Source organism: Serratia proteamaculans, from assembly GCF_004684015.1.
Classification (GTDB): Bacteria; Pseudomonadota; Gammaproteobacteria; order Enterobacterales; family Enterobacteriaceae; genus Serratia; species Serratia proteamaculans_F.
Genome location: NZ_SRIA01000023.1, coordinates 205,682 through 229,434, shown reverse-complemented (window position 1 = coordinate 229,434; position 23,753 = coordinate 205,682). Strand labels below are relative to the sequence as shown.

Sequence of the window (23,753 nt, the reverse complement as noted above, 5' to 3'; positions counted from 1 at the left end):
AAATTATGCCTGCTAACTTTAGCAGGCATAATGTTAAGCATGATTTAGGGGCGTAGCTCAGTTGGTAGAGCACCGGTCTCCAAAACCGGGTGTCGCGAGTTCGAGTCTCTCCGCCCCTGCCATATTAGAAACCCTTTGCGAAAGCGAAGGGTTTTTTTTGCTTTCTGCTTTTCCAAAATCCTCGCTATTCCTCTGATAAATTGCTTAAAAACCCTACCAAAACTGCTTCCAATTTAGACATTTTTAGCTGGATCCATGTACAAAATGGTTGTTCTCCCGTGATGTGATGCCGCTCATTATTCCTGCCTGATTTTCGACTACACCTAATGGGTGTCCGGGTCTTTGGATACCCACTTCACCAGAAAAATATGCAGCATACACAACAACAGTTACCACTGCCTGAGGCCGCCTGATGCCTGGGCAGTGCGGGGAGAACACAAACATGATTAAACGTCTGCTGTTAGCGGCTGCCATCACTGGCGCATTGATAAGTACGGTACAGGCGGCACCGCTGGTCGTCGGTTTTTCTCAGATTGGTTCGGAATCGGGCTGGCGTTCTGCCGAAACCAAGGTGTCGAAACAGGAAGCGGAAAAACGCGGTATTACGTTAAAAATCGCCGATGCGCAGCAAAAACAGGAAAACCAGATCAAAGCGGTCAGATCCTTCATCGCCCAGGGTGTTGATGCCATTTTCATTGCGCCGGTAGTCGCCACCGGATGGACTCCGGTACTGCAAGAGGCCAAAGAGGCCAAGATCCCGGTATTCCTGCTCGACCGAATGATTGAAGTGAACGATCCCTCGCTTTATACCGCAGCCGTGGCGTCCGACAGTGTGCACGAAGGTAAAGTCGCAGGAGAGTGGCTGGTGAAAGAGGTCGCCGGCAAACCCTGTAACGTGGTGGAACTGCAGGGAACCGTGGGGGCCAGCGTCGCTATCAACCGCAAGAAAGGCTTTGCCGACGGCATAGCCAATGCTGCTAACGTTAAAATCATCCGCTCGCAATCCGGCGATTTTACCCGCAGCAAGGGCAAAGAGGTGATGGAGAGTTTTATCAAGGCTGAGCAGAACGGTAAAAATATCTGTGCCGTGTATGCGCATAACGACGATATGGCAATCGGCGCTATTCAGGCAATCAAAGAGGCGGGTTTAAAACCGGGTTCACAAATCAAAATCGTCTCTATCGACGGTGTGCCTGACATATTCAAAGCAATGATGAATGGTGAAGCCAATGCCTCGGTCGAATTGACGCCGAATATGGCTGGCCCGGCGTTTGATGCGCTGCTGGCGATGAAGAAGGAGGGTACCCAACCGCCGAAGTTTATCCAGACCGAATCGAAACTGTTGCAGCCAGATACCGCGAAACAGGAATTCGAGCTGAAGAAAAGCATGGGTTATTAATCCACTTACCGGCGGGACAGAAGATGGCCACATCTCAGACCACGTTATTGGCGATTAAGGGATTATCCGTTGAGTTTCCCGGCGTCAAAGCGCTGGAGCAGGTTGATATCACGTTACAGCGCGGAGAGATCATGGCGTTGCTGGGTGAGAATGGCGCGGGAAAATCCACGTTAATCAAAGCATTAACCGGGGTCTATCAGCGTTCCGCCGGTGAAATACTGCTGGAGGGGCGCGCCATTGCCCCACAAAGCACCGCGCAGGCCCAGGTGCTGGGGATTGGCACGGTTTATCAGGAGGTTAACCTGCTGCCGAACATCTCGGTGGCGGCCAATCTTTTCATTGGTCGAGAGCCCACGCGGTTTGGTCTGGTTGATCAAAAAAAGCTGCTGAGCCAGGCCCAACAGCTTTTATTGGGGTATGGATTACAGTTGGATGTCAGCCAACCGTTGGGGAATTACTCGATTGCGATCCAGCAGATTATCGCTATCGCGCGGGCGGTCGACCTGTCAGCCAAAGTCCTGATCCTGGATGAGCCAACCGCCAGTCTGGATGCTAAAGAAGTCAGCATGTTGCTGGGTATTCTCAGCCAGCTCCGTACTCAGGGTATGGGGATGATCTTTGTCACCCACTTCCTCGATCAGGTTTACCGCATTTGCGATCGCATCACCGTACTGCGCAACGGTAAGTTAGTGGGGACCAAGATAACCGCTGATTTACCGCGTCTGGAATTGGTACAGATGATGCTTGGCCACGCGTTTGACGAGTCGCTGCTCAAACGTGGTGAGCACGGACTAACTGAGGCGCCATATCTGGTTGAATTCAGTGGCTACGGGCGGCGCGGTATGGTTGAACCCTTCGATCTGCAAATACGTCCTGGTGAGATAGTTGGCCTGGCCGGCTTGCTGGGATCGGGGCGCACGGAAACGGCCCAGTTGATATTCGGCATCAAACCGCGTGATAGCGGCAGTGCGAAAGTTGAGGGACGTACGGTGAACATCCGTACGCCTCGTAAAGCAGCCAGTCTAGGTTTCGGCTATTGCCCTGAGGACCGTAAAACCGACGGGATTGTCGGCGCTGCAACGGTGCGGGAAAACATCATTCTGGCTCTGCAGGCGCAACGCGGTTGGTTAAAACCGTTATCGTTGCGGGAACAAACCCGCATTGCCGAGAGTTATATCCAGCTGATGGGCATCCGTACTCCGGGGCCGGAACAGCAGATCCAATATCTGTCCGGTGGCAATCAGCAGAAAGTGTTGTTGTCCCGCTGGTTAGCGACCAAACCGCGTTTTTTGATCCTGGATGAACCGACGCGCGGAATAGACGTTGGCGCACATGCTGAAATCATTCGTTTAATTGAAAAACTCTGTGACGAAGGGCTGGCGCTGCTGGTGATTTCTTCCGAACTGGAAGAACTGGCGGGCTATGCCGATCGTATCTTGGTGCTACGCGACAGAAAGCACGTGGCGCAGCTTGAACATGACGCCATTACGGTGCCTGCAATCATGCAGGCGATTGCCGCGCAACAGGGGGTTGAATGAACCTCAGGAGTTTTTCCATGTCCGGTGGGCCACGCAAAGTCAGATGGGTGCTTCCCGCTGGGGCAACGCAACTGGGGGCGCTGGCGGTGATTTTGTTGATCGACAGCCTGGTCGCCCCGAATTTCTTTTCCATCCACATTCAGGACGGCCGACTGTTTGGCAGTGTGATCGACATCGTTAACCGTGGCGCGCCGGTAGCGTTATTGGCATTGGGCATGACGTTAGTGATCGCCACCGGGGGTATCGACCTTTCCGTGGGGGCGGTGATGGCGATAGCCGGTGCCACGGCGGCAACCTTGACCAGCGCCGGTTATCCGCTGGGTTACGTGCTGGCGGCTGCTTTGGCGGCCGGAGCGCTGTGTGGCCTGTGGAACGGCTTTCTGGTGGCGGTACTGCAGATACAACCGATTGTCGCCACGCTGATGCTGATGGTGGCTGGTCGTGGCATTGCACAACTGATCACCGAAGGACAAATCGTCACCTTTGAGCGGGAAGGGCTGGCGTGGCTTGGTAGCGGTGCGCTGATGTATTTGCCACTGCCGGCGATCATTGCCGCAGTGATGCTGCTGTTGATCTGGCTGCTGACGCGTAAAACGGCGCTGGGGCTGTTTATCGAAGCTGTGGGTATCAATCTGCGCTCGGCCCGCAATGCGGGGGTCAGTACGCGCTGGGTGGTGATGGCGGTATATGTGATCTGCGGGCTCTGTGCTGCGGTGGCCGGGATAATCGTCACGGCGGATATCCGGGGTGCAGACGCCAACAATGCCGGGCTGTGGCTGGAGTTGGATGCGATCCTGGCGGTGGTGATCGGCGGCGGTTCATTACTGGGGGGACGTTTTAACCTGCTGTTGTCGGTGGTGGGGGCATTAATTATTCAGGGGATGAATACCGGTATTCTGCTCTCCGGCTATCGGCCGGAGTTTAATCTGGTGCTGAAAGCGATCGTGGTGCTGGCGGTGCTGATGGTGCAATCACCCAGCGTTTCCTTGCGCCAACTGCTTAGGAGAAAAAGGCCATGATCAAGCGCAATCTGCCTCTGTTGATGACGGTCCTGGTGTTCCTCCTGGGCTATGGTTTTTGCCTTACTCAGTTTCCCAGCTTTGCCTCAACGCGGGTGTGGTGTGACTTGCTGACCGACAACGCCTTTCTTGGCATCGTCGCGGTAGGCATGACGTTTGTGATCCTTTCCGGCGGTATTGATCTGTCGGTCGGCTCGGTGATCGCCTTCACCGGGGTGCTGTTGGCAAAATTGATCGGCACCTACGGTATTGCTCCGGGTTATGCGTTTGTTATTGCGCTGCTGATGGGGGCGTCGTTTGGCGCACTGATGGGCTGGATCATCGATGTATTGAAGCTGCCGGCGTTTATCATCACGCTGGCCGGAATGTTCTTCGTGCGGGGCATGAGTTTTATCGTCTCGGAAGAGTCGATTCCCATCGATCACCCTTTGTACGCGACGCTGGCGAACTACGCCTGGAAACTGCCGGGCGGCGGCCGTTTCACGCTGTTGGCGTTGGTGATGCTAATGGTGGTGGCGGTCGGCATAGTGTTGGCGCACCGCACCCGATTTGGTCACAACGTCTACGCCATCGGCGGTAATCGGGTGTCTGCGGCGCTGATGGGCGTACCCGTGCAACGGACCACGGTGCTGATTTATATGCTCTCAGGCACGCTGGCTGCGTTGTCCGGGATTATTTTCTCGCTGTATACCTCTGCGGGCTACGCGTTGGCGGCCAGCGGGGTAGAGCTGGATGCCATTGCTGCGGTAGTGATTGGTGGCACCTTGTTGACCGGTGGGGTTGGCACCGTATTGGGCACGCTGTTCGGCGTGCTGATCCAGGGGCTGATACAGAGTTACATCACTTTCGACGGCACGCTCAGCTCCTGGTGGACCAAAATTGTCATCGGCATTCTTTTGTTCGGCTTTATCGGCCTTCAGAAGGCGATGAGCGCGTTTTGGCTCGGTAGACGAACCAAACCCCGGCATCCTCGCTTGACGCCGTTATAAGGCCTTATGCCGTAGTATTTAAAGGTATTTTCAACAGTTGCCGGATCAGCGGCTGTTGGTCGCTATTTTGCAGCCAAACGGCATACAGCGGACGGATTATTGGCGGGATGTCGGCAATGGCGGCCAACTGCGGGTAGTCCTTCTCCCATTGGCTGGGCAGGAAGGCGCAACCGCCCGTGGTTTCCAACAGTTGTCGGGTCAGGTGTGCTGAGGTGGTGGTGAGCACCGGCAGGTTATCCCCCTCCAGCATACGGCTCTCCTGCTGATGAAAATCCGCACCCCATTCCAGCTTGATATACGGCATCGGCGCATGTTTATCACGCAGGGTGGAGGAGAACAGCCGCAACGAGAAATTGCCCAATAGCTGACTGGCCAGTTCATCCATCTTTGGCGGTTCGGTGGTGATGAGCAAATCGAGCTGTCTTTCATGCAGCTGTTTTACCAAAGAGTGCCGTAACGCCACCCTGGCTTCCAGCTGTAATGCCTCTCGTTGTTGATACAAGGATTGCAGCCACGGGGTCAGATAAGCTTCCCACAATGACGCGGTGGCGCCGATGGACAGTTCAGTATGTTGCAGCGAACGCACCACCTCTTTTTTCGCCAATTGCCAGGTCGTCATCAGGCTCTCAGCATAGGGCAGAAGCCGCTCCCCTGCTGGCGTCAGACGGATATTGTTACGATGACGGGTGAATAAATTCGCGCCCAATTGGGTTTCTAACTGGCGGATACGGAAACTAACGGCAGACTGCGTTAAGTACAGGGATTCTGCGGCTCGGCCAAAGTGACGCGTTCTACTGACCTCCAAAAAGGTTTTCAGTAATTCGGTATCCACACCCATCTCCAGAAATTTTTATCGTTAAGATTTAAATGTTTTGTTTTACACAATGTCAAGCCTATCTAATACTCCGCGCCATAAACAGCACGGCCATGAGAGAATTAGGAGCGTGTCAGATGGCGGATAGCTTCACCACGACCAATCGTTTTTTTGATAATAAACATTATCCTCGCGGGTTCTCCCGTCACGGCGATTTCACCATTAAAGAAGCGCAATTGCTAGAGCGTTTCGGGTATGCGTTCAATGAGCTGGACGCGGGCAAACGTCAGCCGGTCACTGAAGAAGAACAGTTGTTCGTCGCAGTGTGCCACGGTGAGCGTGAGCCGGTTACCGAGCAGGAAAAAGTATGGGCTAAATATCTGGTGCGCACACGCCGCCCGAAAAAATTCCATACCCTGTCCGGCGGCAAGCCGCAGGCTGACGCGGTGGAAGATTACACCGACAGCGACGATTGATAACGATGGGGCCTTTGGGCCCCATTTTTATTCCAGGCTGCGGTGCAGCTGTAGCAACAGGCGATCCATACTGCGATAGCCAAGCGCTTCGCTCAAATGGCGCTTATCAATATCCCGATCTCCCGCCAAATCCGCCAGTGTGCGGGCCACTTTTAAAATCCGCTGCCAGGCGCGAACCGATAATCCCAATCGATTTAACGTCGTCTCAAGAAAATCTGCATCCGCCTCGCTCAATGCGCAATCACGCTCTACCTCGTGGTTATTCAGCAGGGCGTTGATCTTCCCTGAACGGTTGAGCTGCCTTTCGCGTGCCAGCAGCACACGCTCCCTTACCTGGATACTACTTTCACTGGTGATACGCCGTTTGCTCAGCACGCCCGGTGGCAGCAGGGGTACCTCAATCGATAAATCGAAGCGATCGAGAAACGGCCCTGAAAGCCGCCCGAGGTAGCGCAGAACCTGTTGTGGGGACGCGCGGTTATGCATGCCCTGATAATGCCCGGTGGGGCTGGGGTTCATGGCGGCGATCAGCTGCACTCTGGCCGGAAAGCAGACTTTGGCCGTAGCGCGAGAAATGACTATTTCGCCGGACTCCAGCGGTTCACGCAGAGCATCCAGCACTCGCCTTCCAAATTCAGGCAACTCATCAAGAAACAGCACGCCATTGTGCGCCATGGAAATTTCACCCGGCCGCGGCAGCGAGCCGCCGCCAACCAGCGCGGCCATCGAGGCACTGTGATGCGGTGCGCGAAACGGTCGCTGTCGCCATGGCAGCGCTTGGGCAGGGTGATGCAGCAGGCTGGCGACGCTGATGCTTTCCAGTGCCTCCCTTTCGGTCAGCGGGGGCAGCAGGCCAGTCAAACGGCTGGCCAGCATGGTTTTCCCGGTTCCCGGTGGGCCGACCAGCAGCAGGTTGTGGCCCCCGGCGGCGGCGATCTCCAGCGCCCGCTTCGCCTGTTCCTGGCCCAGGATATCTTGCAGGTCGGCAGGTTCTTGTGTGCTCTCCGTTGCCGGCGGCGCGCTGGCTATCGGCAAGTCACCTTTGCCCAGTAAAAAGGCGCACACCTCCAGCAAGTGTTCTGCCACGAGGGTTTCGCTCTGGGTAATCAACCCCACCTCCCGGCTATTGGTGGCTGCCAGAATCAACTGCCTGCCCGCATCCATTGCGGCCAGCGCGGCGGGTATCGCGCCACTGACCCCCCGTAGTGCGCCGGATAACGCCAACTCCCCAAGGAATTCATAACGGGCCAGCTTATCGGCCGGTAACTGTTCGGAGGCGGCCAGGATCGCCAAAGCGATTGGCAGGTCGTAACGCCCACCTTCCTTGGGCAAATCGGCCGGTGCCAGATTAACGGTGATGCGCCGTGCAGGAAAGGTGAAGCCATTATTAATCAATGCGCTGCGTACCCGATCGCGGGCTTCTTTCACAGTGGTTTCCGGCAGACCGACCATGGTCAGACCGGGTAGCCCGTTGCTGATATGCACTTCCACCGTAACCGAAGGGGCCTGAACGCCCAGCGTGGCTCGGGTATAGATAACCGCCAGTGACATATTGCTCTCCTTGCTGTAGGCAACATGATGCGGCAAAGGCCCTGCCGGGGCGCGGTAACCTTGGAGTATTTGCGTGGAAAGTCGTAATTAAAATAATTAATTTCATAAGGATAACGATTTTTTGTGCAGCACTGCGCAAGTGACGGCAATACCCCTTAACAATTACGTGAATGCTGCAACAAATTAGCAAGCTAACCAAGTTGCAGTGGGAGGGGTAATGGGTGTATTTAACAATTGAGCAAAATAAAAATCACTTCGTTAACAAACTCCGACCGCCGTCGCCTTCCGCTGCGGCAGCCGCTAAACCTCATGACCTCGTATTCCAGAGTAGGGATAACACTATGTTTGGTTGGACTCCGCTGCAACGCAATGCAGCCATCGCCAGCTTTTCAAGCTGGACGCTTGATGCTTTCGATTTTTTCGTGCTGGTCTTTCTGCTCAGCGATATTGCGCAATCTTTCCATGTCGGCATGGAAGAAGTGACGTTGGCGATCCTGCTGACGTTGGCAGTACGCCCGATTGGCGCACTGATCTTCGGCCGGGCGGCGGAAAAATACGGCCGCAAACCGATTTTGATGCTGAATATCGTGTTCTTCTCAATCTTTGAACTGTTGTCCGCAGCGGCACCGTCGTTGACGGTATTCCTGATACTGCGGGTGTTGTACGGCGTGGCGATGGGGGGGATCTGGGGCGTAGCCTCGTCGCTGGCGCTGGAAACCATTCCGGACCGCTCGCGTGGCCTGATGTCGGGTATTTTCCAGGCCGGTTACCCCTTTGGATATCTGTTGGCGGCGGTGGTGTATGGCCTGCTGTTTGAGGTGATTGGCTGGCGTGGGATGTTCGTGATCGGCGCAGCACCGATTTTACTGTTGCCGTTTATTTACTACTGCGTGCAGGAATCGCCGGTGTGGTTGGCGGCGCGTGAACGCAAGGAAAGCAGTGCCCTGCTGCCGGTATTGAAAAGTCACTGGAAGCTGTGCGGCTATCTGGTGTTACTGATGGCGGCATTCAATTTCTTCTCGCACGGTACCCAGGATATGTATCCGGTATTTTTGAAAGTTCAGCATGGTTTCGATCCTAAAACCGTCAGTATCATCGCCATTAGCTACAATATCGCTTCAATCATCGGCGGCGTTTTCTTTGGTTCGCTGTCGGAAAAAATTGGTCGCCGCAAGGCCATTATCATTGCCGCGTTATTGGCCTTGCCGGTGATCCCACTGTGGGCATTTTCCAGCGGTTCGCTGATGTTGGGGATTGGCGCCTTCCTGATGCAGTTCATGGTGCAGGGGGCCTGGGGCGTGATACCGACTTATCTCACCGAACTGGTGCCGGCCAATACCCGTGCGGTGCTGCCAGGGTTTGTTTACCAGTTGGGTAACCTGATTGCCTCGGTCAACGCCACGCTGCAGGCGACCATAGCCGAACATCATGGCCAAAATTATGGCCTGGCGATGGCGATTATCGCCGGCACGGTGGCTATTGTCATTGCGCTACTGGTGTTCCTGGGCAAGGACACGCGCGGCAAGGCGATTTCGGGAGAGGCGAAATCTCCGGGCGTGCAGGCTAACGTTTGAAATCCGGGCATTTTGCACGAGGTATGACCAGATTGCGCCGAATAATAACGCAAAAAAAGTGTTGTCATGCCGCGCGGGACTATGGTACCTCTGTAGGCATTAGTTCGAAACGAGCACAGTGAACAAACCTATTATGAAAGCCTTTGCCCAAGTGATTAGCCTAGTCGTGATTAGCGTGGTGGTGATTATTATCCCACCGTGCGGGGCTGCACTTGGACGAAGAATGGCTTAGAAAACAAGCCGGAATCGCAAGAGAACCCCCGCACCGAAAGGTCCGGGGGTTTTTTATTGGCAAGAGAAAAGTGAAACGAGGATAACAATATGAATAACAGAACAAAATCCTGCAGTTGTCGAAGTAAGGCGGGGAAATAACTATGAACGGGGCTCAGTGGGTAGTACAAGCATTGCGTGCACAGGGAGTTGATACGGTATTCGGCTACCCGGGCGGCGCAATCATGCCGGTCTACGATGCATTGTATGACGGTGGGGTAGAACACCTGCTGTGCCGCCACGAGCAAGGCGCCGCGATGGCCGCCATTGGCTATGCCCGTTCCACCGGCAAGGTGGGCGTTTGTATCGCCACTTCCGGCCCCGGCGCCACCAACCTGATCACCGGCCTGGCCGATGCGCTGCTGGATTCTGTTCCGCTGGTGGCGATCACCGGTCAGGTAGGTTCAGCACTGATCGGCACCGATGCCTTTCAGGAGATCGATGTCCTCGGCCTGTCTCTGGCCTGCACCAAACACAGCTTCCTGGTGGAATCACTGGATGCGCTGCCGGGCATCATGGCGGAAGCCTTCGCCATCGCCAGCAGCGGTCGTCCTGGCCCGGTGCTGATCGATATCCCGAAAGACATCCAACTGGCGCACGGCGAATTACACCCGCACCTGATGCCGGTAGAGGAAGAACTGCACTACCCGGCAGCGGAGCTGGCGCAGGCCGTCGAATTGCTGGCGCAGGCGCGCAAGCCGATGTTGTATGTCGGCGGCGGTGTTGGTATGGCGCAGGCGGTACCGGCGCTGCGTGAGTTCATTGCGGTGACCCAAATACCCAACGTAGCCACGTTGAAAGGGCTGGGCGCACCGGACGCTGAGCAACCGTACTACCTCGGTATGCTGGGGATGCACGGCACCAAGGCCGCCAATCTGGCGGTGCAGGAGTGCGATTTGCTGATTGCCGTTGGCGCGCGTTTTGACGATCGCGTAACCGGTAAGCTGAACGCTTTCGCCCCGCATGCCAAGGTGATCCACATGGATATCGACCCGGCGGAAATGAGCAAGTTGCGCCAGGCACACGTAGCGCTGCAGGGCGATTTGAAAACCTTGTTACCTGCGTTGCAGCAGCCGCTGAGTATCGCTGCCTGGCAGCAGCGAGTGGTTGAACTGAAAGAAAGCCATAGCTGGCGTTACGACCATCCGGGCCAGCCGATCTACGCGCCGCTGCTGTTAAAGCAGCTGTCCGAGCGCAAGCCGGCCAACAGCGTGATCACCACCGACGTGGGCCAGCACCAGATGTGGACCGCACAGCACATGACCTTTGAACGTCCGGAGAATTTCATCACCTCCAGCGGTTTGGGCACCATGGGTTTTGGCGTTCCGGCCGCTGTGGGCGCCCAGATGGCCCGCCCGGAGGATACGGTGGTCTGCGTATCGGGTGACGGTTCGTTCATGATGAACGTGCAGGAACTGGGCACCATCAAACGCAAACAGTTACCGCTGAAAATCGTTTTGCTGGATAACCAGCGTTTGGGAATGGTTCGTCAGTGGCAGCAACTGTTCTTTGACGGACGCTACAGCGAAACCAATCTCTCCGATAACCCCGATTTCCTGATGTTGGCCAATGCCTTTGGCATCCCCGGCCAGCGTATCACCCGTAAAGACCAGGTAGCAGACGCGCTCGACGCCTTATTCAACAGCGAAGGGCCTTATATGTTGCACGTGTCGATTGATGAACTTGAAAACGTCTGGCCGCTGGTGCCGCCGGGTGCCGGTAACGAAACCATGTTGGAGAAAATATCATGATGCAGCATCAACTCTCGATCCAGGCCCGTTTTCGCCCTGAAATGTTAGAGCGCGTATTGCGCGTCGTACGTCACCGTGGCTTTCAGGTTTGTGCTATGAATATGGCTTCGGCGGTAAATACCGACAAGATTAATATTGAATTGACCGTTGCCAGCCAGCGCCCGGTGGATCTACTGTCATCTCAGTTGAGCAAACTGATGGATGTCTCCTGCGTTGAGATCCAGCAACAAACATCACAACAAATACGCGCCTGACGCGCGAGAAGGATAAACAACAATGACGAAGAAAGCCGATTACATTTGGTTCAATGGTGAGATGGTTCCTTGGGCTGACGCCAAAGTGCACGTGATGTCGCATGCGTTGCACTACGGCACTTCGGTGTTTGAAGGGGTCCGTTGCTACGACTCCCATAAAGGTCCGGTGGTGTTCCGTCACCGTGAGCATATGCAGCGCCTGCATGACTCGGCAAAAATCTACCGGATGCCGGTATCGCAAAGCGTTGATGAGCTGATGGAAGCCTGCCGCGCCACGCTGCGTAAAAATAATCTGGGCAGCGCTTATATTCGTCCGTTGGTGTTTGTCGGTGACGTCGGCATGGGGGTTAACCCGCCGGACGGTTACAAAACAGACGTGATTATCGCGGCGTTTCCTTGGGGCGCGTACCTGGGTGAAGAGGCGCTGGATCAAGGCATCGATGCGATGGTTTCGTCATGGCACCGTGTGGCACCAAACACCATCCCAACCGCGGCCAAGGCCGGCGGTAACTATCTTTCCTCCCTGCTGGTGGGCAGTGAAGCACGCCGCCACGGTTATCAGGAAGGGATCGCGCTGGATGTGCACGGTTATATTTCCGAAGGCGCAGGTGAAAACCTGTTTGAAGTGAAAGACGGCGTGCTGTTCACCCCGCCGTTTACTTCTTCCGCGCTGCCGGGTATCACCCGTGATGCCATCATCAAGCTGGCGAAAGACATGGGCTTTGAGGTGCGTGAGCAAGTGCTGTCGCGCGAGTCGCTGTATCTGGCCGATGAAGTGTTCATGTCCGGTACCGCCGCAGAAATTACCCCGGTGCGCAGCGTTGACGGTATCCAGGTCGGCATTGGTAAATGCGGCCCGGTGACCAAACAGATCCAACAGGCGTTCTTTGGCCTGTTTACCGGCAAGACCGAAGACAAGTATGGTTGGCTGGATCCGGTAAACCCATAAAGAATTAGCGACAGACAAGCATAAATAGGCGGTTCGTTCGCCGCCTGTAATAAATACATTTGGAGTGAAGAGCATGCCTAAGTACCGTTCCGCCACCACCACCCACGGCCGCAACATGGCGGGTGCCCGCGCATTATGGCGCGCGACCGGAATGACCGACGACGATTTTGGCAAACCCATTATCGCGGTGGTCAACTCATTTACCCAGTTCGTTCCGGGCCATGTGCATCTGCGTGATTTGGGCAAACTGGTTGCAGAACAGATCGAGGCCTCAGGCGGCGTCGCCAAAGAGTTCAACACCATTGCGGTGGATGACGGTATCGCCATGGGCCACGGCGGCATGCTCTATTCCCTGCCGTCGCGCGAATTGATCGCCGACTCGGTTGAATACATGGTGAATGCCCACTGCGCGGATGCGATGGTGTGTATCTCCAACTGCGACAAGATCACCCCAGGGATGCTGATGGCGTCACTGCGCCTGAATATTCCGGTGATTTTTGTTTCCGGCGGCCCGATGGAAGCCGGCAAGACCAAGCTGTCCGACAAGATAATCAAACTGGATCTGATCGACGCCATGATCCAGGGTGCCAACCCGAACGTCAGCGATGCCGACAGCGCACAGATTGAACGTTCCGCCTGTCCAACCTGCGGCTCCTGTTCCGGTATGTTCACTGCCAACTCGATGAACTGTCTGACCGAAGCCCTGGGCCTGTCCCAACCGGGCAACGGCTCGCTGCTGGCGACCCACGCTGACCGTAAGGATCTGTTCCTCAACGCCGGCAAACGCATCGTTGCGCTGACCAAGCGCTACTACGAGCAGGACGACGAAAGCGCACTGCCACGCAGCATCGCCAACAAGGCCGCGTTCGAAAACGCCATGACGCTGGACATCGCCATGGGCGGCTCGACCAACACCGTATTGCACCTGCTGGCAGCGGCTCAGGAAGGTGAAATTGATTTCACTATGGAAGATATCGATCGTCTGTCACGCAAGGTACCGCACCTGTGCAAAGTGGCACCGAGCACCCAGAAATACCATATGGAAGACGTACACCGTGCCGGTGGCGTACTGGCGATTCTGGGCGAGCTGGATCGTGCGGGTCTGATGAATCGCGACGTCGATAACATCCTGGGCCTGAAGCTGACGGAAACGCTGAACCAGTACGACATCATGCTGACCCAGGACGAAGCGGTGAAGAAAATGTTCCGCGCCGGCCCGGCAGGTATCCGTACCACCCAGGCGTTCTCGCAGGATTGCCGCTGGGATACGCTGGACGATGATCGCGCAGAAGGCTGTATCCGTTCGCTGGAAAATGCCTTCAGCCTGGACGGTGGCCTGGCCGTGTTGTACGGCAACATGGCACTGGACGGCAGCATTGTGAAAACCGCCGGTGTGGACAAGGACAACCTGACCTTCCGCGGCCCGGCCAAAGTGTATGAAAGCCAGGACACCGCGGTAGAAGCGATCCTCGGCGGCAAAGTGGTTGCCGGCGATGTGGTAGTGATCCGCTATGAAGGGCCGAAGGGCGGACCGGGCATGCAGGAAATGCTTTATCCAACCACCTACCTGAAATCCATGGGCCTGGGTAAAGCCTGCGCGCTGATCACCGACGGTCGTTTCTCCGGCGGGACTTCTGGTCTGTCTATCGGCCACGTTTCTCCGGAAGCGGGCAGCGGCGGCCTGATTGCGCTGATCGAAGACGGCGACATGATCGACATCGATATTCCAAAACGCAGCATGGTGCTGGATGTCAGCGACAGCGAACTGGCGGCACGCCGCGAAGTTGAACTGGCGCGTGGCGATCAGGCCTGGACTCCGAAAAATCGTGAGCGCCAGGTGTCCTTCGCTCTGCGTGCCTACGCCACACTGGCGACCAGCGCGGACAAAGGCGCAGTACGCGACAAGAGCAAGCTGGGAGGCTAAACACCATGGCGGTATCGCAACCCCTACCCGACGCCCCCTGTGGCGCGGAGTATTTGCGAGCGGTGCTTCGCTCGCCGGTTTACGAGGTGGCTCAGGTCACCCCGTTGCAGACCATGAGCAAAATCTCTTCGCGCCTCGGCAATACTATTTTGGTGAAGCGCGAAGATCGTCAGCCCGTGCACAGCTTCAAGCTGCGTGGGGCCTACGCGATGATCGCCAGCCTGAACGAAGAGCAAAAGGCGCGCGGCGTGGTGACGGCTTCGGCCGGCAACCATGCGCAGGGCGTGGCCTATTCCGGCAAACGGCTGGGGATCAAAACGCTGATCGTGATGCCGGTGACCACCGCAGACATCAAAGTGGATGCGGTACGCGGCTTTGGTGGCGAAGTGCTGTTGCATGGCGCCAACTTTGATGAAGCCAAGGCCAGAGCGATAGAGCTTTCACTTAAGCAGGGCATGACCTTTGTGCCGCCGTTTGACCACCCAACGGTGATCGCCGGGCAGGGCACATTGGCGATGGAACTGCTGCAGCAGGACGCGCATCTCGATCGGGTGTTTGTACCGGTTGGCGGTGGCGGTCTGGCGGCGGGGGTGGCGGTATTGATCAAGCAACTGATGCCGCAGATTAAAGTGATCGGCGTGGAGGCGGAAGACTCCGCCTGCCTGCGCGCGGCGCTGGATGCCGGACATCCGGTGGATCTGGCCCGTGTTGGTCTGTTTGCCGAAGGCGTGGCGGTAAAGCGCATCGGTGACGAAACCTTCCGCCTGTGTCGGGAATACCTGGACGACGTGATCACCGTCGACAGCGACGCCATCTGCGCAGCGGTCAAGGACCTGTTTGAAGACGTGCGTGCCATTGCCGAGCCGTCCGGTGCACTGGCGCTGGCCGGGCTGAAAAAGTATGTGCAGCAGCACAACATCCAGGGTGAGCGTCTGGCGCACGTGTTGTCCGGCGCCAACCTGAACTTCCACGGTTTGCGTTATGTGTCGGAACGCTGCGAACTGGGTGAACAACGCGAAGCCCTGTTGGCAGTCACCATTCCAGAGCAGAAAGGCAGCTTCCTGAAGTTTTGCCAACTGCTGGGCGGGCGCTCGGTTACCGAGTTCAACTACCGTTACGCCGATGCCGATAACGCCTGTATTTTCGTCGGTGTCCGCCTGACGCGGGGCCATGCCGAACGTCTGGAAATCATCGATGAACTGCAGGCCGATGGTTATCAGGTGGTGGACTTGTCCGACGATGAAATGGCCAAGCTGCACGTGCGTTATATGGTCGGGGGGCGTCCTTCGAAGCCGTTGCGCGAGCGTCTGTACAGCTTTGAATTTCCGGAGTCGCCGGGCGCGCTGCTGAAGTTCTTGCAGACGTTGGGCACCCATTGGAATATTTCACTGTTCCACTACCGCAGCCACGGCACCGATTTTGGCCGCGTGCTGGCAGGTTTTGAGCTGTCGCAGACCGAACCCGAGTTTGAGCAGCACCTGCAGGCGCTGGGCTATGACTGCCACGATGAAACCGACAACCCGGCGTTCCGCTTCTTTTTGCAGGGTTGATAAGAAATACATAAGTAATCGTGACCTATAAGCCAGTTTATGGGTTGCGTGGTTGTGATTTTGTTGTGCATTTTTATACTGCCAAGACTTTTGACGTATAGGGATGCGCGACAATGACAACGGCTTTTTCTTCGCCATTTGGTTCTCCCGAAGATCAATTAACCAGTGCCGAGTTCGCCCGAATGCTCGGTAACGGCAATGTGCAGGCAATGTATCGGGATATTGATTTACAAGCCCTGCAAGACTCCCTGGATTGCAGTATCGCTTTTCATGGGGTGGGGATTATTTTTTCAGACGGCCAAAATTCGTATTTGGTCAGGCCGACCAAACATACCGGTTACTCAACGTCCTCACAGGTCACCCATGTGGTGATCACCAAAACCGTTGCGCATACTTCACGTACCGCGGCGACCAATACTTTATCTGAGGCTTTGACAAAACCGAGCGTCGGCAAAGAACTGGCTTCGGCAGCGCTATCTTGCGGCACACTGTTGGTCTCCGTTTTTTTACTGGCATCGGGGAGTGTTGCGGTACCCTTTACCGGTGGCACCAGTTCGGCCATCGCCTATTTAGGTTATGCCGGCATGGCTGCCAGTGCCTTACAGTGTGGTAATGGCTTGTATCGCGTGAATAAGCTTTATGATGGAAAAGGTGATGAGCTTGCGCAGTTAGATTCAGAGCAATGGTATGTCGCCACCAGCACCATTCTGGATGTGATCTCTTTGGCTAGCGCTGGGGCAGCATTGAAAGAAGCGGCCATGACTTATCGTGCCATGCGAAGAGTTTCATCGCGTAAGGCGACGGAGTGGCTAAAAAGCATGCCCCGAAGTGAAAGGAAAAGACTCACTGAGAGTATCATAAGGGCGGAGAATCCGGGTATTTCCAATCAAGTGTTAAAACAGATGGTTAATGCCGGCTTATACCCGAAGCGCTATCCAACACAGGCCCTTCAGAACGGACTTCGACAGCAATTGCGGTCGGCACTGAATAACTCTATGGCCTTTGTGGGCAGCGGTATCAGCGGCACTTTGTCCTCGCCCGCGAATGTGAAGGAAACGGGGCAATATTTTGTTGGGATCATGCAAAAATTACCGCAGATGGTGAGGTAATGTCGGACTGGATGATTAACCGCCTGATATCTCAAGGGCGAGAAATGGAACAGCAAATCCTGCAGCGGGATCCGACGGTCTATGCCGGCGTGGATGCGCAACTTGAGCAACATTTTTTGACGCCGGGGCAGCGTTTGTCGCCGCCGGGCGTGGGCAATGTCATGTTGCTGCTGATTTGTCTTACGCTGGGGTTGGCGGGAACCATGGGGTTATTGGCCGATATGGCCCTTGCCATAACCGGCAGTGCCTCTGCTGTCACATTATTAGGCAGTGGTGCCATTATGGCCCTGTGGATGACGCTGATCCTGTTTCACCTGGTTCAGGGTAAAAACACAGGGGTGGTATTGCTGAAATATTATCTTGGCATGCTGGTCGCGTTTTTGGTTGGCGCAGTCGTGGCCTGGACAGCAAACATCACCGGTATTGCCAATGGCCTGATGTTGCTGTGTGCCTGTATTGGTGGAATTATTTTCAGTAACCGGACGGTGTTTTATCTGTATGTTGCCTATTTCAGGACGCGCCGGCGCGTTTTTCTAAAGCGCCGTTGGCAGATGGAAGCCATGCATAATCCCCGATAGAAAGCTTGTTACGGGAAGCAATATGACGCAGCAATTTAACGGCTTTAGCCAGCAGGGCCTGAATTTTCTTCAGCAGGTACGCATCGAGAACGACAAGGAATGGTTTGAGACCAACCGTGACGTTTACGATCGTGAGCTGCTGACGCCGTTCCGTACGTTGGTTACCGAACTGAGCCCGGCGATGTTGGCGATCGATCCGCTGTTCGAGATCCGGCCGGCGATCGGTAAAACACTGTCGCGCATTCATCGCGACACACGTTTTTCCCACGACAAATCGCGCTACCGCAGCCGGATGTGGCTGACGTTCAAACGACCGAGCAAAGACTGGAAGGATGCGCCGGTCTACTTCTTCGAACTGGGGCCGGACATGTTGCGCTACGGGCTGGGTTATTACAGCGCCAACAAACAGACCATGGATCTGTTTCGCCACACGCTGCAACGCCGACCGCAGCCCTTTTTAGAGGTCGCGGCCTGCTGCCGGCCACCGTTCGAGCTGGTGGGTGAAAGCTACAAGCGGCCGTTAGTGAAAGAGCAGGCGGCAGAAATTGCCACCTGGTACAACCGCAAGTCCTTTGCCGTGATGGCAACCGACAGTCAGGTGGAAAAGCTGTTCAATGCCGGTTTGGTACAGACACTGGCGCAAGGCTTCCTGCAGCTGGAGCCGCTCTACCATTGGCTGATGCAGGTAGAGGCGATGAAGCAGGTAGACCCGGCAGATTTATGAATACCCGTCGTCTTTCAAGCCACAGCGTTGTTACCTGCACTCGCTCACCCGTAGGGGGCGAATATATTCGCCCCGATTGACACGGGCGCAGCATGCAGCGCCCCTACTCTTACCTGGGGATGAACGAGCTTGGCGCCTAGCTGTAACTTGAAATCCATAGGATATTTTTATCTTTATTTATCAAGTGATAGCGAATCAACGATCGTTCAAAGCAGGCGCCAGAAAGCGTCGATCAGCGGATCGCTGAGGCGTTTTTTCTGCACGCAGACCCCCAGTTCGAACGGCTCGACCATGGAGATATTCTCCAGTTGCGAAATACGATTACGCACCGGTTCAGGGCTGTTTTCTACCACCACGCCGGGGATCAGCGCGATGCCGCAGCCCAGCGCCACCATTGAAACAATGGCCTCGTGGCCGCCAACGGTGGCGTAAATCAGCGGATTGGCGATGCGCTGGCGACGGAACCACAGTTCGATGCGTTTTCGCGACGGGCCGTGCTCCGGCAGGATAAACGGAATATTGGCCCAGTCGGGCTGTTCGGCAAATGCCTGGCTGCGTACCGCGCAAGGCAGCGCCGGAGCAATCAGCACCAGCGGGATTTCGCCAATTTTAGTGAACGCCACGCTGGTGGGCAGGGTTTCGGGGCGACCGGCAATGCCGAGATCGGCTTCGTTGGACTGCACTTTATCGACCGCATCGGCGGCGTCACCGGTGGTCAGTTTTATTTCTACCAGCGGATGCTGCGCGCGGAAGCGATCGAGGATCGGCGGCAGATGGCTGTAGGCGGCGGTAACCGAGCAAAACAGCCGTAATTCGCCGCTCAGCGAAGGGCCATGTTGACCCAGTGAATGTTTCAGCTGTTGGTATTGCAGCAGTGTCTGCTGGGCAAAATCTTTTAACTGTTCACCGGCATCGGTGAGCTGCACGGTGCGGTTATCGCGCAAAAACAGCGGTTGCCCGAGGATCTCTTCCAGCCGTTGGATCTGGCGGGACAGCGTCGAAGGACTGACGTGCATCGCCTTGGCGGTGCGGCCAAAGTGATGGCTTTCAGCCAGATGGAGGAACAGCTTTAAATCACGCAAATCCATATCAGTACGCTCGCAGCAAGAGTGTTGCATAAATTGCAATATCACATTCGTAATATATCAATTTAAGCAACGCGTTTCCTGTTATACATTGAGTTTAACGAATCTCCGCACAGACAGGGCGGGGAATGAAAATAACATCGATACCCATAGTCGACACAACATCTAACTGGAGCACCACCATGGCTAACTATTTCAACACCTTGAACCTGCGTCAGCAGTTGGCGCAATTGGGCAAGTGTCGCTTTATGGCTCGTGACGAATTTGCTGATGAAGCCGGCTACCTGAAAGGCAAGAAAGTGGTGATTGTCGGCTGTGGTGCGCAGGGCCTGAACCAGGGTCTGAACATGCGTGACTCGGGTCTGGACGTGGCCTATGCCCTGCGTAAGGAAGCCATCGACGAAAAACGCCCTTCATGGCGCAAAGCAACCGAAAACGGCTTCAAGGTAGGGACTTACGAAGATTTGATCCCACAGGCAGATCTGGTGGTTAACCTGACGCCGGACAAGCAGCACACCTCGGTCGTTCGTGCCGTACAGCCGCTGATGAAAGACGGCGCGGCGCTGGGCTACTCCCACGGTTTCAACATCGTAGAAGTGGGCGAGCAGGTACGTAAAGACATCACCGTAGTGATGGTTGCGCCAAAATGTCCGGGCACCGAAGTGCGTGAAGAATACAAACGTGGTTTTGGCGTACCGACCCTGATTGCGGTTCACCCGGAAAACGATCCGAAAGGCGAAGGCATGGCGATTGCCAAGGCCTGGGCAGCAGCGACCGGCGGCCACCGTGCGGGCGTACTGGAATCTTCCTTCGTTGCCGAAGTGAAATCTGACCTGATGGGTGAGCAGACCATTCTGTGTGGCATGTTGCAGGCGGGTTCGCTGCTGTGCTTCGACAAGCTGGTTGCTGAAGGTACCGACAAGGCTTATGCAGAAAAACTGATCCAGTTCGGTTGGGAAACCATCACCGAAGCGCTGAAGCAGGGCGGTATTACCCTGATGATGGATCGCCTGTCCAACCCGGCCAAGCTGCGTGCTTATGCGCTGTCCGAGCAGTTGAAAGAGATCATGGCACCGCTGTTCCAGAAACACATGGACGACATCATCTCCGGCGCATTCTCCAGCGGTATGATGGCCGACTGGGCAGAAGACGACGTGAAACTGCTGAACTGGCGTGAAGAGACCGGCAAATCGGCCTTCGAGAATGCGCCACAGTTCGAAGGTAAAATCAGCGAGCAGGAATACTTTGACCATGGCGTTCTGATGGTCGCGATGGTGAAAGCCGGTGTTGAGCTGGCATTCGAAACCATGGTTGATGCGGGCATCATCGAAGAATCCGCTTACTACGAATCACTGCACGAGCTGCCGCTGATCGCCAACACCATTGCGCGTAAGCGTCTGTACGAAATGAACGTGGTTATCTCTGATACCGCAGAATACGGCAACTACCTGTTCGCCAACGCGGCCGTGCCGTTGCTGAAAGAGTTCATGACCACCCTGCAGGCGGGTGACCTGGGCAAATCTGTAGCCGGTACCTCGGTAGACAACGCGCAACTGCGTGACGTGAACGAAGCGGTACGTAATCACCCGATCGAATCTGTTGGCCGCAAGCTGCGCGGGTATATGACCGATATGAAACGTATCGCGGTGGCAGGCTAAAAACCCGGAGTCTTTCAAGCCGCAGCGTTGTTACCTGCACTCACTCACCCGTAGGGGGCGAATACATTCGCCCCGATTGGCACGGGCGCAGCATGCAGCGCCCCTACTCTTACCTGGGGATGAGTGAGCTAGGCGCCTAGCTGCAACTTGAAATACTTAGGGTTTGAAATTTTTAGGGGTTCAAAATTCTGGGTCCGATAAAAAGGCCAGCCTCGTTGCTGGCCTTTCGCATTTTATTGTGGCATCGCTTCCGGTGGAATAATGGCTCCTCGGTGTTGGATCACCGTACTGGCGGTCAGATGACCGCGCTGCGCCGCCTGCACGGCATCACCACCGGTTAAACGCACTGCCAAATAACCGGCGCTGAAGGAATCGCCTGCCGCGGTAGTATCCACCACCTTTTCTTTCGGCAGACGCACTGCCGGGATCTCAAATTCGCTGCCTTCGGCGCTGAATACCAGGCAGCTATCTGCGCCGCGTTTAATTACTATCTCCGTCACGCCGAGCTGCTCAGTGCGTTGCACCACCTGTTCCAGCGGCAACTTGCCCCACAGCAGGTCTTCGTCATCCAGCGTCAGGAAGGCAATGTCGGTGCAGGCCAGCACCTCGCGGTAAGCCTGCTGCGTTTCTTCCCGGCTTTGCCACAGGCGCGGCCGGTAGTTGTTATCGAAAATCACCTTGCCGCCGTTGGCGCGACACTGCCTTAGCAATGCCAGCAGCTTGCTGCGGCTGGCCGCATCGAGGATCGCCACGCTGATGCCGCTGAGGTACAGATAATCGAATTGGGCCAGTTGTTCGCACAGGCTTTCCGCCTGCGGGCCAGCCAGCCAGTAGCGAGCGGCAGCGTCGTTGCGCCAGTAATAGAAGGTGCGTTCGCCGGTGGCATCGGTTTCAATCACGTATAACCCAGGCAGCTTGTTCTCCAGCCGTTGTATCAGACTGGTGTTGACCTTTTCCTGCTGCCACGCCTGCAGCATTTCCTGGCTGAAACTGTCGGTGCCGAGTGCGGTCACGTAATGCACCTGCAGCGCGCTTTCCGCCACCTGACGGGCAATGTAGACGGCGGTGTTTAACGTATCGCCGCCAAAACCGCGGCTCAGATCCGCGCCTTTTTGCGACAGTTCAATCATGCATTCGCCGATCACGGCAAGATTTTGGGTGGTCATAGTCAACGAGCCCTGGCTGAAAGAAGAAGATGAATTGATGCGAAATACAGCCAGTCTCAATGCAAGGGGCGGGGGAGTCAATGAAAATAAAACAACGTTTTAATTTATTTATGACCGCGATCGGGAAACTAAAAAGTTTCCCGATTTGCAGCCAACATCTGGCCGTTATTTGGCGGCGGCGCGCAGGTCGGTGACGCTTTGGCCGCCGATGCCCCAGTTGTCGGTGTCTACTTCTTCAATGACCACCACGGTAGTGGCCGGGTTTTTTCCCAGCGTATCTACCAGCAACTGGGTCACCCCGGCGATCAACTGTTTCTTTTGCTCCGGCGTCGCGCCTTCGCGGGTAATTTTGATATTAACGTAGGGCATGTTTTTTCCTTCGATTTTGAGACCAGTATTCAATGTAGAAGGCTTTCGCCGCCGCTTAAAGTTTTATTGTCTGTTGCCGATAAACCGAGGGAGCCAATAGCGCAGCCAGAGCGTTTTCAATCCCCTTCAATGGCGACAGTACCAATGATAACCAAGATGAGCACGGGCCTGCTGGCGCCACTCCTCGCCGTATGCACGCAGATCAAAGCACAGCATTATTGGCGGCAATGCCGACGGCAATACACCTTCCAGCCGATCTATCGCACCTGTGGCACTTTAATGGCGCTCGAACTGCTGACGGCGGTGTACCACCCGGCAGCGCCGGAAAAACCGCTGTCGCCGGAGCATTATTTTGCTGCTATCGACGTCGGCAAACGCCTGCAAATCATTCAGGAACAGCTTGAACTGTTGCAGCATTGGCAGCCGCTGCTGACCCGCCACGGGGTGATGGTGTCGGTCAATATCGACGGTATTGCGCTGCAGGCACTGCAGCGGCACGGCGCGTTGCAGCGTCAGATTGCCGCCATGCCCTATCTGCGCTTTGAGCTGGTGGAGCACGCCGGGATGGCATTAAACAGCCCATTGCAGCAGATTGCCGGTGCAGAGCGGCTGTGGCTGGATGACTTCGGTAGCGGCCTGGCGAATTTCTCTGCCGTCAGCACCTGGCGATATCAATATATTAAGGTTGCGCGAGAGTTATTCACCTTGCTCAAGCAAACGGAAGATGGCGTCCAGTTACTGGTCACCCTGATCAAAATGATGAACCAGCATAGCGAAGGGGTGATCGTCGAAGGGGTAGAAACCGAGCAGGAATGGTTGCTGGTGCAGCGCTCTGGCGCCCTGGCTGCCCAGGGTTATTTTCTATCTCGCCCGGCCCATTTCGACACCCTGCAAACCCTGCCTACGCGATTTTCCATGCCTGCCGCCTGAACCCCATCCCTCTAAAGCGTGAACTCTTGCCTATCCTCGGCTAGGCTTGGTAAAGACATATGGGCAAGTTATCGCG

At 55.7% G+C, this 23,753-nt stretch carries 22 protein-coding genes and 1 tRNA gene; 18 read left to right on the top strand and 5 right to left on the bottom strand.

Annotated elements, in window-relative coordinates:
- Positions 1–46 precede the first annotated feature (46 nt).
- The 5 genes from E5C26_RS23930 (at position 47) to yjfF (ending at position 4,945) form a co-directional block, all read left to right on the top strand.
- A tRNA-Trp gene (locus E5C26_RS23930) sits at positions 47–122 on the top strand.
- A 320-nt stretch (positions 123–442) separates the two neighbouring features.
- On the top strand, positions 443–1,399 hold the full coding sequence (ytfQ, locus tag E5C26_RS23925) for a galactofuranose ABC transporter, galactofuranose-binding protein YtfQ (protein ID WP_135318477.1): 957 nt from the start codon (positions 443–445) through the stop codon (positions 1,397–1,399).
- Positions 1,400–1,422: 23 nt separating this feature from the next.
- Positions 1,423–2,937, top strand: a complete 1,515-nt coding sequence (gene ytfR, locus E5C26_RS23920) for a galactofuranose ABC transporter, ATP-binding protein YtfR (RefSeq protein ID WP_135318476.1) — start codon at positions 1,423–1,425, stop codon at positions 2,935–2,937.
- Between the two features lie 17 nt (positions 2,938–2,954).
- Positions 2,955–3,956 carry a galactofuranose ABC transporter, ATP-binding protein YtfT gene (ytfT, locus tag E5C26_RS23915; protein WP_167796696.1) on the top strand — a complete coding sequence of 334 codons (1,002 nt, stop codon included), beginning with the start codon at positions 2,955–2,957 and terminating at the stop codon, positions 3,954–3,956.
- On the top strand, positions 3,953–4,945 hold the full coding sequence (yjfF, locus tag E5C26_RS23910; RefSeq protein WP_012147439.1) for a galactofuranose ABC transporter, permease protein YjfF: 993 nt from the start codon (positions 3,953–3,955) through the stop codon (positions 4,943–4,945). Before ytfT ends, yjfF begins: the two co-directional genes overlap by 4 nt.
- Before the next feature lie 4 nt (positions 4,946–4,949).
- Here yjfF and hdfR read toward each other — a convergent pair whose 3' ends face one another.
- Positions 4,950–5,777 carry an HTH-type transcriptional regulator HdfR gene (hdfR, locus tag E5C26_RS23905; RefSeq protein WP_026142584.1) on the bottom strand — a complete coding sequence of 276 codons (828 nt, stop codon included), beginning with the start codon at positions 5,775–5,777 and terminating at the stop codon, positions 4,950–4,952.
- A 119-nt stretch (positions 5,778–5,896) separates the two neighbouring features.
- Here hdfR and E5C26_RS23900 point away from each other — a divergent pair, with 119 nt between their 5' ends.
- A complete protein-coding gene (locus E5C26_RS23900) occupies positions 5,897–6,235 on the top strand; it encodes a DUF413 domain-containing protein (RefSeq protein WP_085119975.1) in 339 nt (112 codons plus the stop codon).
- 27 nt (positions 6,236–6,262) lie between these two features.
- Here E5C26_RS23900 and E5C26_RS23895 read toward each other — a convergent pair whose 3' ends face one another.
- Positions 6,263–7,786, bottom strand: a complete 1,524-nt coding sequence (locus tag E5C26_RS23895) for a YifB family Mg chelatase-like AAA ATPase (RefSeq protein ID WP_135318474.1) — start codon at positions 7,784–7,786, stop codon at positions 6,263–6,265.
- A gap of 341 nt (positions 7,787–8,127) precedes the next feature.
- On the opposite strand from E5C26_RS23895, the gene E5C26_RS23890 reads away from it, so the two are divergent.
- The 10 genes from E5C26_RS23890 to E5C26_RS23845 all read left to right on the top strand — a co-directional run bounded on the left by E5C26_RS23890 (position 8,128) and on the right by E5C26_RS23845 (position 18,469).
- Entirely contained in the window at positions 8,128–9,360 is a 1,233-nt protein-coding gene (locus E5C26_RS23890; protein WP_135318473.1) for an MFS transporter, read from the top strand.
- A gap of 133 nt (positions 9,361–9,493) precedes the next feature.
- Positions 9,494–9,592: an ilv operon leader peptide gene (gene ilvL, locus E5C26_RS23885; protein ID WP_015962288.1), complete on the top strand. Its 99-nt coding sequence runs from the start codon at positions 9,494–9,496 to the stop codon at positions 9,590–9,592.
- A gap of 142 nt (positions 9,593–9,734) precedes the next feature.
- Positions 9,735–11,381, top strand: coding sequence for an acetolactate synthase 2 catalytic subunit (gene ilvG / locus E5C26_RS23880; protein WP_135318472.1), 1,647 nt, complete (start codon positions 9,735–9,737; stop codon positions 11,379–11,381).
- Complete coding sequence (gene ilvM, locus E5C26_RS23875; protein WP_135318471.1) at positions 11,378–11,635, top strand: acetolactate synthase 2 small subunit; 258 nt, start codon at positions 11,378–11,380, stop codon at positions 11,633–11,635. The genes ilvG and ilvM overlap by 4 nt, the downstream gene beginning before the upstream one ends.
- A 22-nt stretch (positions 11,636–11,657) precedes the next feature.
- A complete protein-coding gene (locus E5C26_RS23870) occupies positions 11,658–12,584 on the top strand; it encodes a branched-chain amino acid transaminase (protein WP_135318470.1) in 927 nt (308 codons plus the stop codon).
- Between the two features lie 73 nt (positions 12,585–12,657).
- Complete coding sequence (gene ilvD / locus E5C26_RS23865; protein WP_135318469.1) at positions 12,658–14,508, top strand: dihydroxy-acid dehydratase; 1,851 nt, start codon at positions 12,658–12,660, stop codon at positions 14,506–14,508.
- Positions 14,509–14,513: 5 nt separating this feature from the next.
- Positions 14,514–16,058: a threonine ammonia-lyase, biosynthetic gene (gene ilvA / locus E5C26_RS23860; protein ID WP_012147430.1), complete on the top strand. Its 1,545-nt coding sequence runs from the start codon at positions 14,514–14,516 to the stop codon at positions 16,056–16,058.
- Positions 16,059–16,171: 113 nt separating this feature from the next.
- Positions 16,172–17,167, top strand: a complete 996-nt coding sequence (locus tag E5C26_RS23855; protein WP_135318468.1) for a hypothetical protein — start codon at positions 16,172–16,174, stop codon at positions 17,165–17,167.
- On the top strand, positions 17,167–17,745 hold the full coding sequence (locus E5C26_RS23850) for a hypothetical protein (protein WP_135318467.1): 579 nt from the start codon (positions 17,167–17,169) through the stop codon (positions 17,743–17,745). The genes E5C26_RS23855 and E5C26_RS23850 overlap by 1 nt, the downstream gene beginning before the upstream one ends.
- Before the next feature lie 22 nt (positions 17,746–17,767).
- The gene (locus E5C26_RS23845) at positions 17,768–18,469 is read left to right on the top strand and encodes a DUF2461 domain-containing protein (RefSeq protein WP_135318466.1); all 702 of its coding nucleotides are present in this window, start codon (positions 17,768–17,770) and stop codon (positions 18,467–18,469) included.
- A 206-nt stretch (positions 18,470–18,675) separates the two neighbouring features.
- Here the strand turns inward: E5C26_RS23845 and ilvY are convergent, their stop codons facing one another.
- Entirely contained in the window at positions 18,676–19,557 is an 882-nt protein-coding gene (gene ilvY / locus E5C26_RS23840; RefSeq protein WP_135318465.1) for an HTH-type transcriptional activator IlvY, read from the bottom strand.
- A 179-nt stretch (positions 19,558–19,736) separates the two neighbouring features.
- Between ilvY and ilvC the strand changes: the two genes are divergently transcribed.
- Entirely contained in the window at positions 19,737–21,212 is a 1,476-nt protein-coding gene (gene ilvC, locus E5C26_RS23835; RefSeq protein WP_135318464.1) for a ketol-acid reductoisomerase, read from the top strand.
- A gap of 233 nt (positions 21,213–21,445) precedes the next feature.
- Here ilvC and E5C26_RS23830 read toward each other — a convergent pair whose 3' ends face one another.
- The gene (locus tag E5C26_RS23830; protein WP_135318463.1) at positions 21,446–22,378 is read right to left on the bottom strand and encodes a sugar kinase; all 933 of its coding nucleotides are present in this window, start codon (positions 22,376–22,378) and stop codon (positions 21,446–21,448) included.
- Positions 22,379–22,543: 165 nt separating this feature from the next.
- Positions 22,544–22,747: a 2-hydroxymuconate tautomerase family protein gene (locus E5C26_RS23825; RefSeq protein ID WP_135318462.1), complete on the bottom strand. Its 204-nt coding sequence runs from the start codon at positions 22,745–22,747 to the stop codon at positions 22,544–22,546.
- A 144-nt stretch (positions 22,748–22,891) separates the two neighbouring features.
- Here E5C26_RS23825 and pdeH point away from each other — a divergent pair, with 144 nt between their 5' ends.
- Positions 22,892–23,677 carry a cyclic-guanylate-specific phosphodiesterase gene (pdeH, locus tag E5C26_RS23820; protein WP_135318461.1) on the top strand — a complete coding sequence of 262 codons (786 nt, stop codon included), beginning with the start codon at positions 22,892–22,894 and terminating at the stop codon, positions 23,675–23,677.
- Positions 23,678–23,753 lie beyond the last annotated feature (76 nt).

What these genes read in the sequence shown, in the direction of transcription:
- ilvA (WP_012147430.1), top strand. Translation starts at nt 14,514, where the DNA reads ATGGCGGTATCGCAACCCCTACCCGACGCCCCCTGTGGCGCGGAGTAT.
- E5C26_RS23890 (WP_135318473.1), top strand. Translation starts at nt 8,128, where the DNA reads ATGTTTGGTTGGACTCCGCTGCAACGCAATGCAGCCATCGCCAGCTTT.
- E5C26_RS23830 (WP_135318463.1), bottom strand. Translation starts at nt 22,378, where the DNA reads ATGACCACCCAAAATCTTGCCGTGATCGGCGAATGCATGATTGAACTG.
- E5C26_RS23900 (WP_085119975.1), top strand. Translation starts at nt 5,897, where the DNA reads ATGGCGGATAGCTTCACCACGACCAATCGTTTTTTTGATAATAAACAT.
- ytfR (WP_135318476.1), top strand. Translation starts at nt 1,423, where the DNA reads ATGGCCACATCTCAGACCACGTTATTGGCGATTAAGGGATTATCCGTT.
- E5C26_RS23855 (WP_135318468.1), top strand. Translation starts at nt 16,172, where the DNA reads ATGACAACGGCTTTTTCTTCGCCATTTGGTTCTCCCGAAGATCAATTA.
- E5C26_RS23870 (WP_135318470.1), top strand. Translation starts at nt 11,658, where the DNA reads ATGACGAAGAAAGCCGATTACATTTGGTTCAATGGTGAGATGGTTCCT.
- ytfQ (WP_135318477.1), top strand. Translation starts at nt 443, where the DNA reads ATGATTAAACGTCTGCTGTTAGCGGCTGCCATCACTGGCGCATTGATA.
- ilvM (WP_135318471.1), top strand. Translation starts at nt 11,378, where the DNA reads ATGATGCAGCATCAACTCTCGATCCAGGCCCGTTTTCGCCCTGAAATG.
- E5C26_RS23825 (WP_135318462.1), bottom strand. Translation starts at nt 22,747, where the DNA reads ATGCCCTACGTTAATATCAAAATTACCCGCGAAGGCGCGACGCCGGAG.
- ilvC (WP_135318464.1), top strand. Translation starts at nt 19,737, where the DNA reads ATGGCTAACTATTTCAACACCTTGAACCTGCGTCAGCAGTTGGCGCAA.
- ilvG (WP_135318472.1), top strand. Translation starts at nt 9,735, where the DNA reads ATGAACGGGGCTCAGTGGGTAGTACAAGCATTGCGTGCACAGGGAGTT.
- ilvL (WP_015962288.1), top strand. Translation starts at nt 9,494, where the DNA reads ATGAAAGCCTTTGCCCAAGTGATTAGCCTAGTCGTGATTAGCGTGGTG.
- E5C26_RS23845 (WP_135318466.1), top strand. Translation starts at nt 17,768, where the DNA reads ATGACGCAGCAATTTAACGGCTTTAGCCAGCAGGGCCTGAATTTTCTT.
- E5C26_RS23895 (WP_135318474.1), bottom strand. Translation starts at nt 7,786, where the DNA reads ATGTCACTGGCGGTTATCTATACCCGAGCCACGCTGGGCGTTCAGGCC.
- yjfF (WP_012147439.1), top strand. Translation starts at nt 3,953, where the DNA reads ATGATCAAGCGCAATCTGCCTCTGTTGATGACGGTCCTGGTGTTCCTC.
- pdeH (WP_135318461.1), top strand. Translation starts at nt 22,892, where the DNA reads ATGATAACCAAGATGAGCACGGGCCTGCTGGCGCCACTCCTCGCCGTA.
- E5C26_RS23850 (WP_135318467.1), top strand. Translation starts at nt 17,167, where the DNA reads ATGTCGGACTGGATGATTAACCGCCTGATATCTCAAGGGCGAGAAATG.
- ytfT (WP_167796696.1), top strand. Translation starts at nt 2,955, where the DNA reads ATGTCCGGTGGGCCACGCAAAGTCAGATGGGTGCTTCCCGCTGGGGCA.
- ilvD (WP_135318469.1), top strand. Translation starts at nt 12,658, where the DNA reads ATGCCTAAGTACCGTTCCGCCACCACCACCCACGGCCGCAACATGGCG.
- ilvY (WP_135318465.1), bottom strand. Translation starts at nt 19,557, where the DNA reads ATGGATTTGCGTGATTTAAAGCTGTTCCTCCATCTGGCTGAAAGCCAT.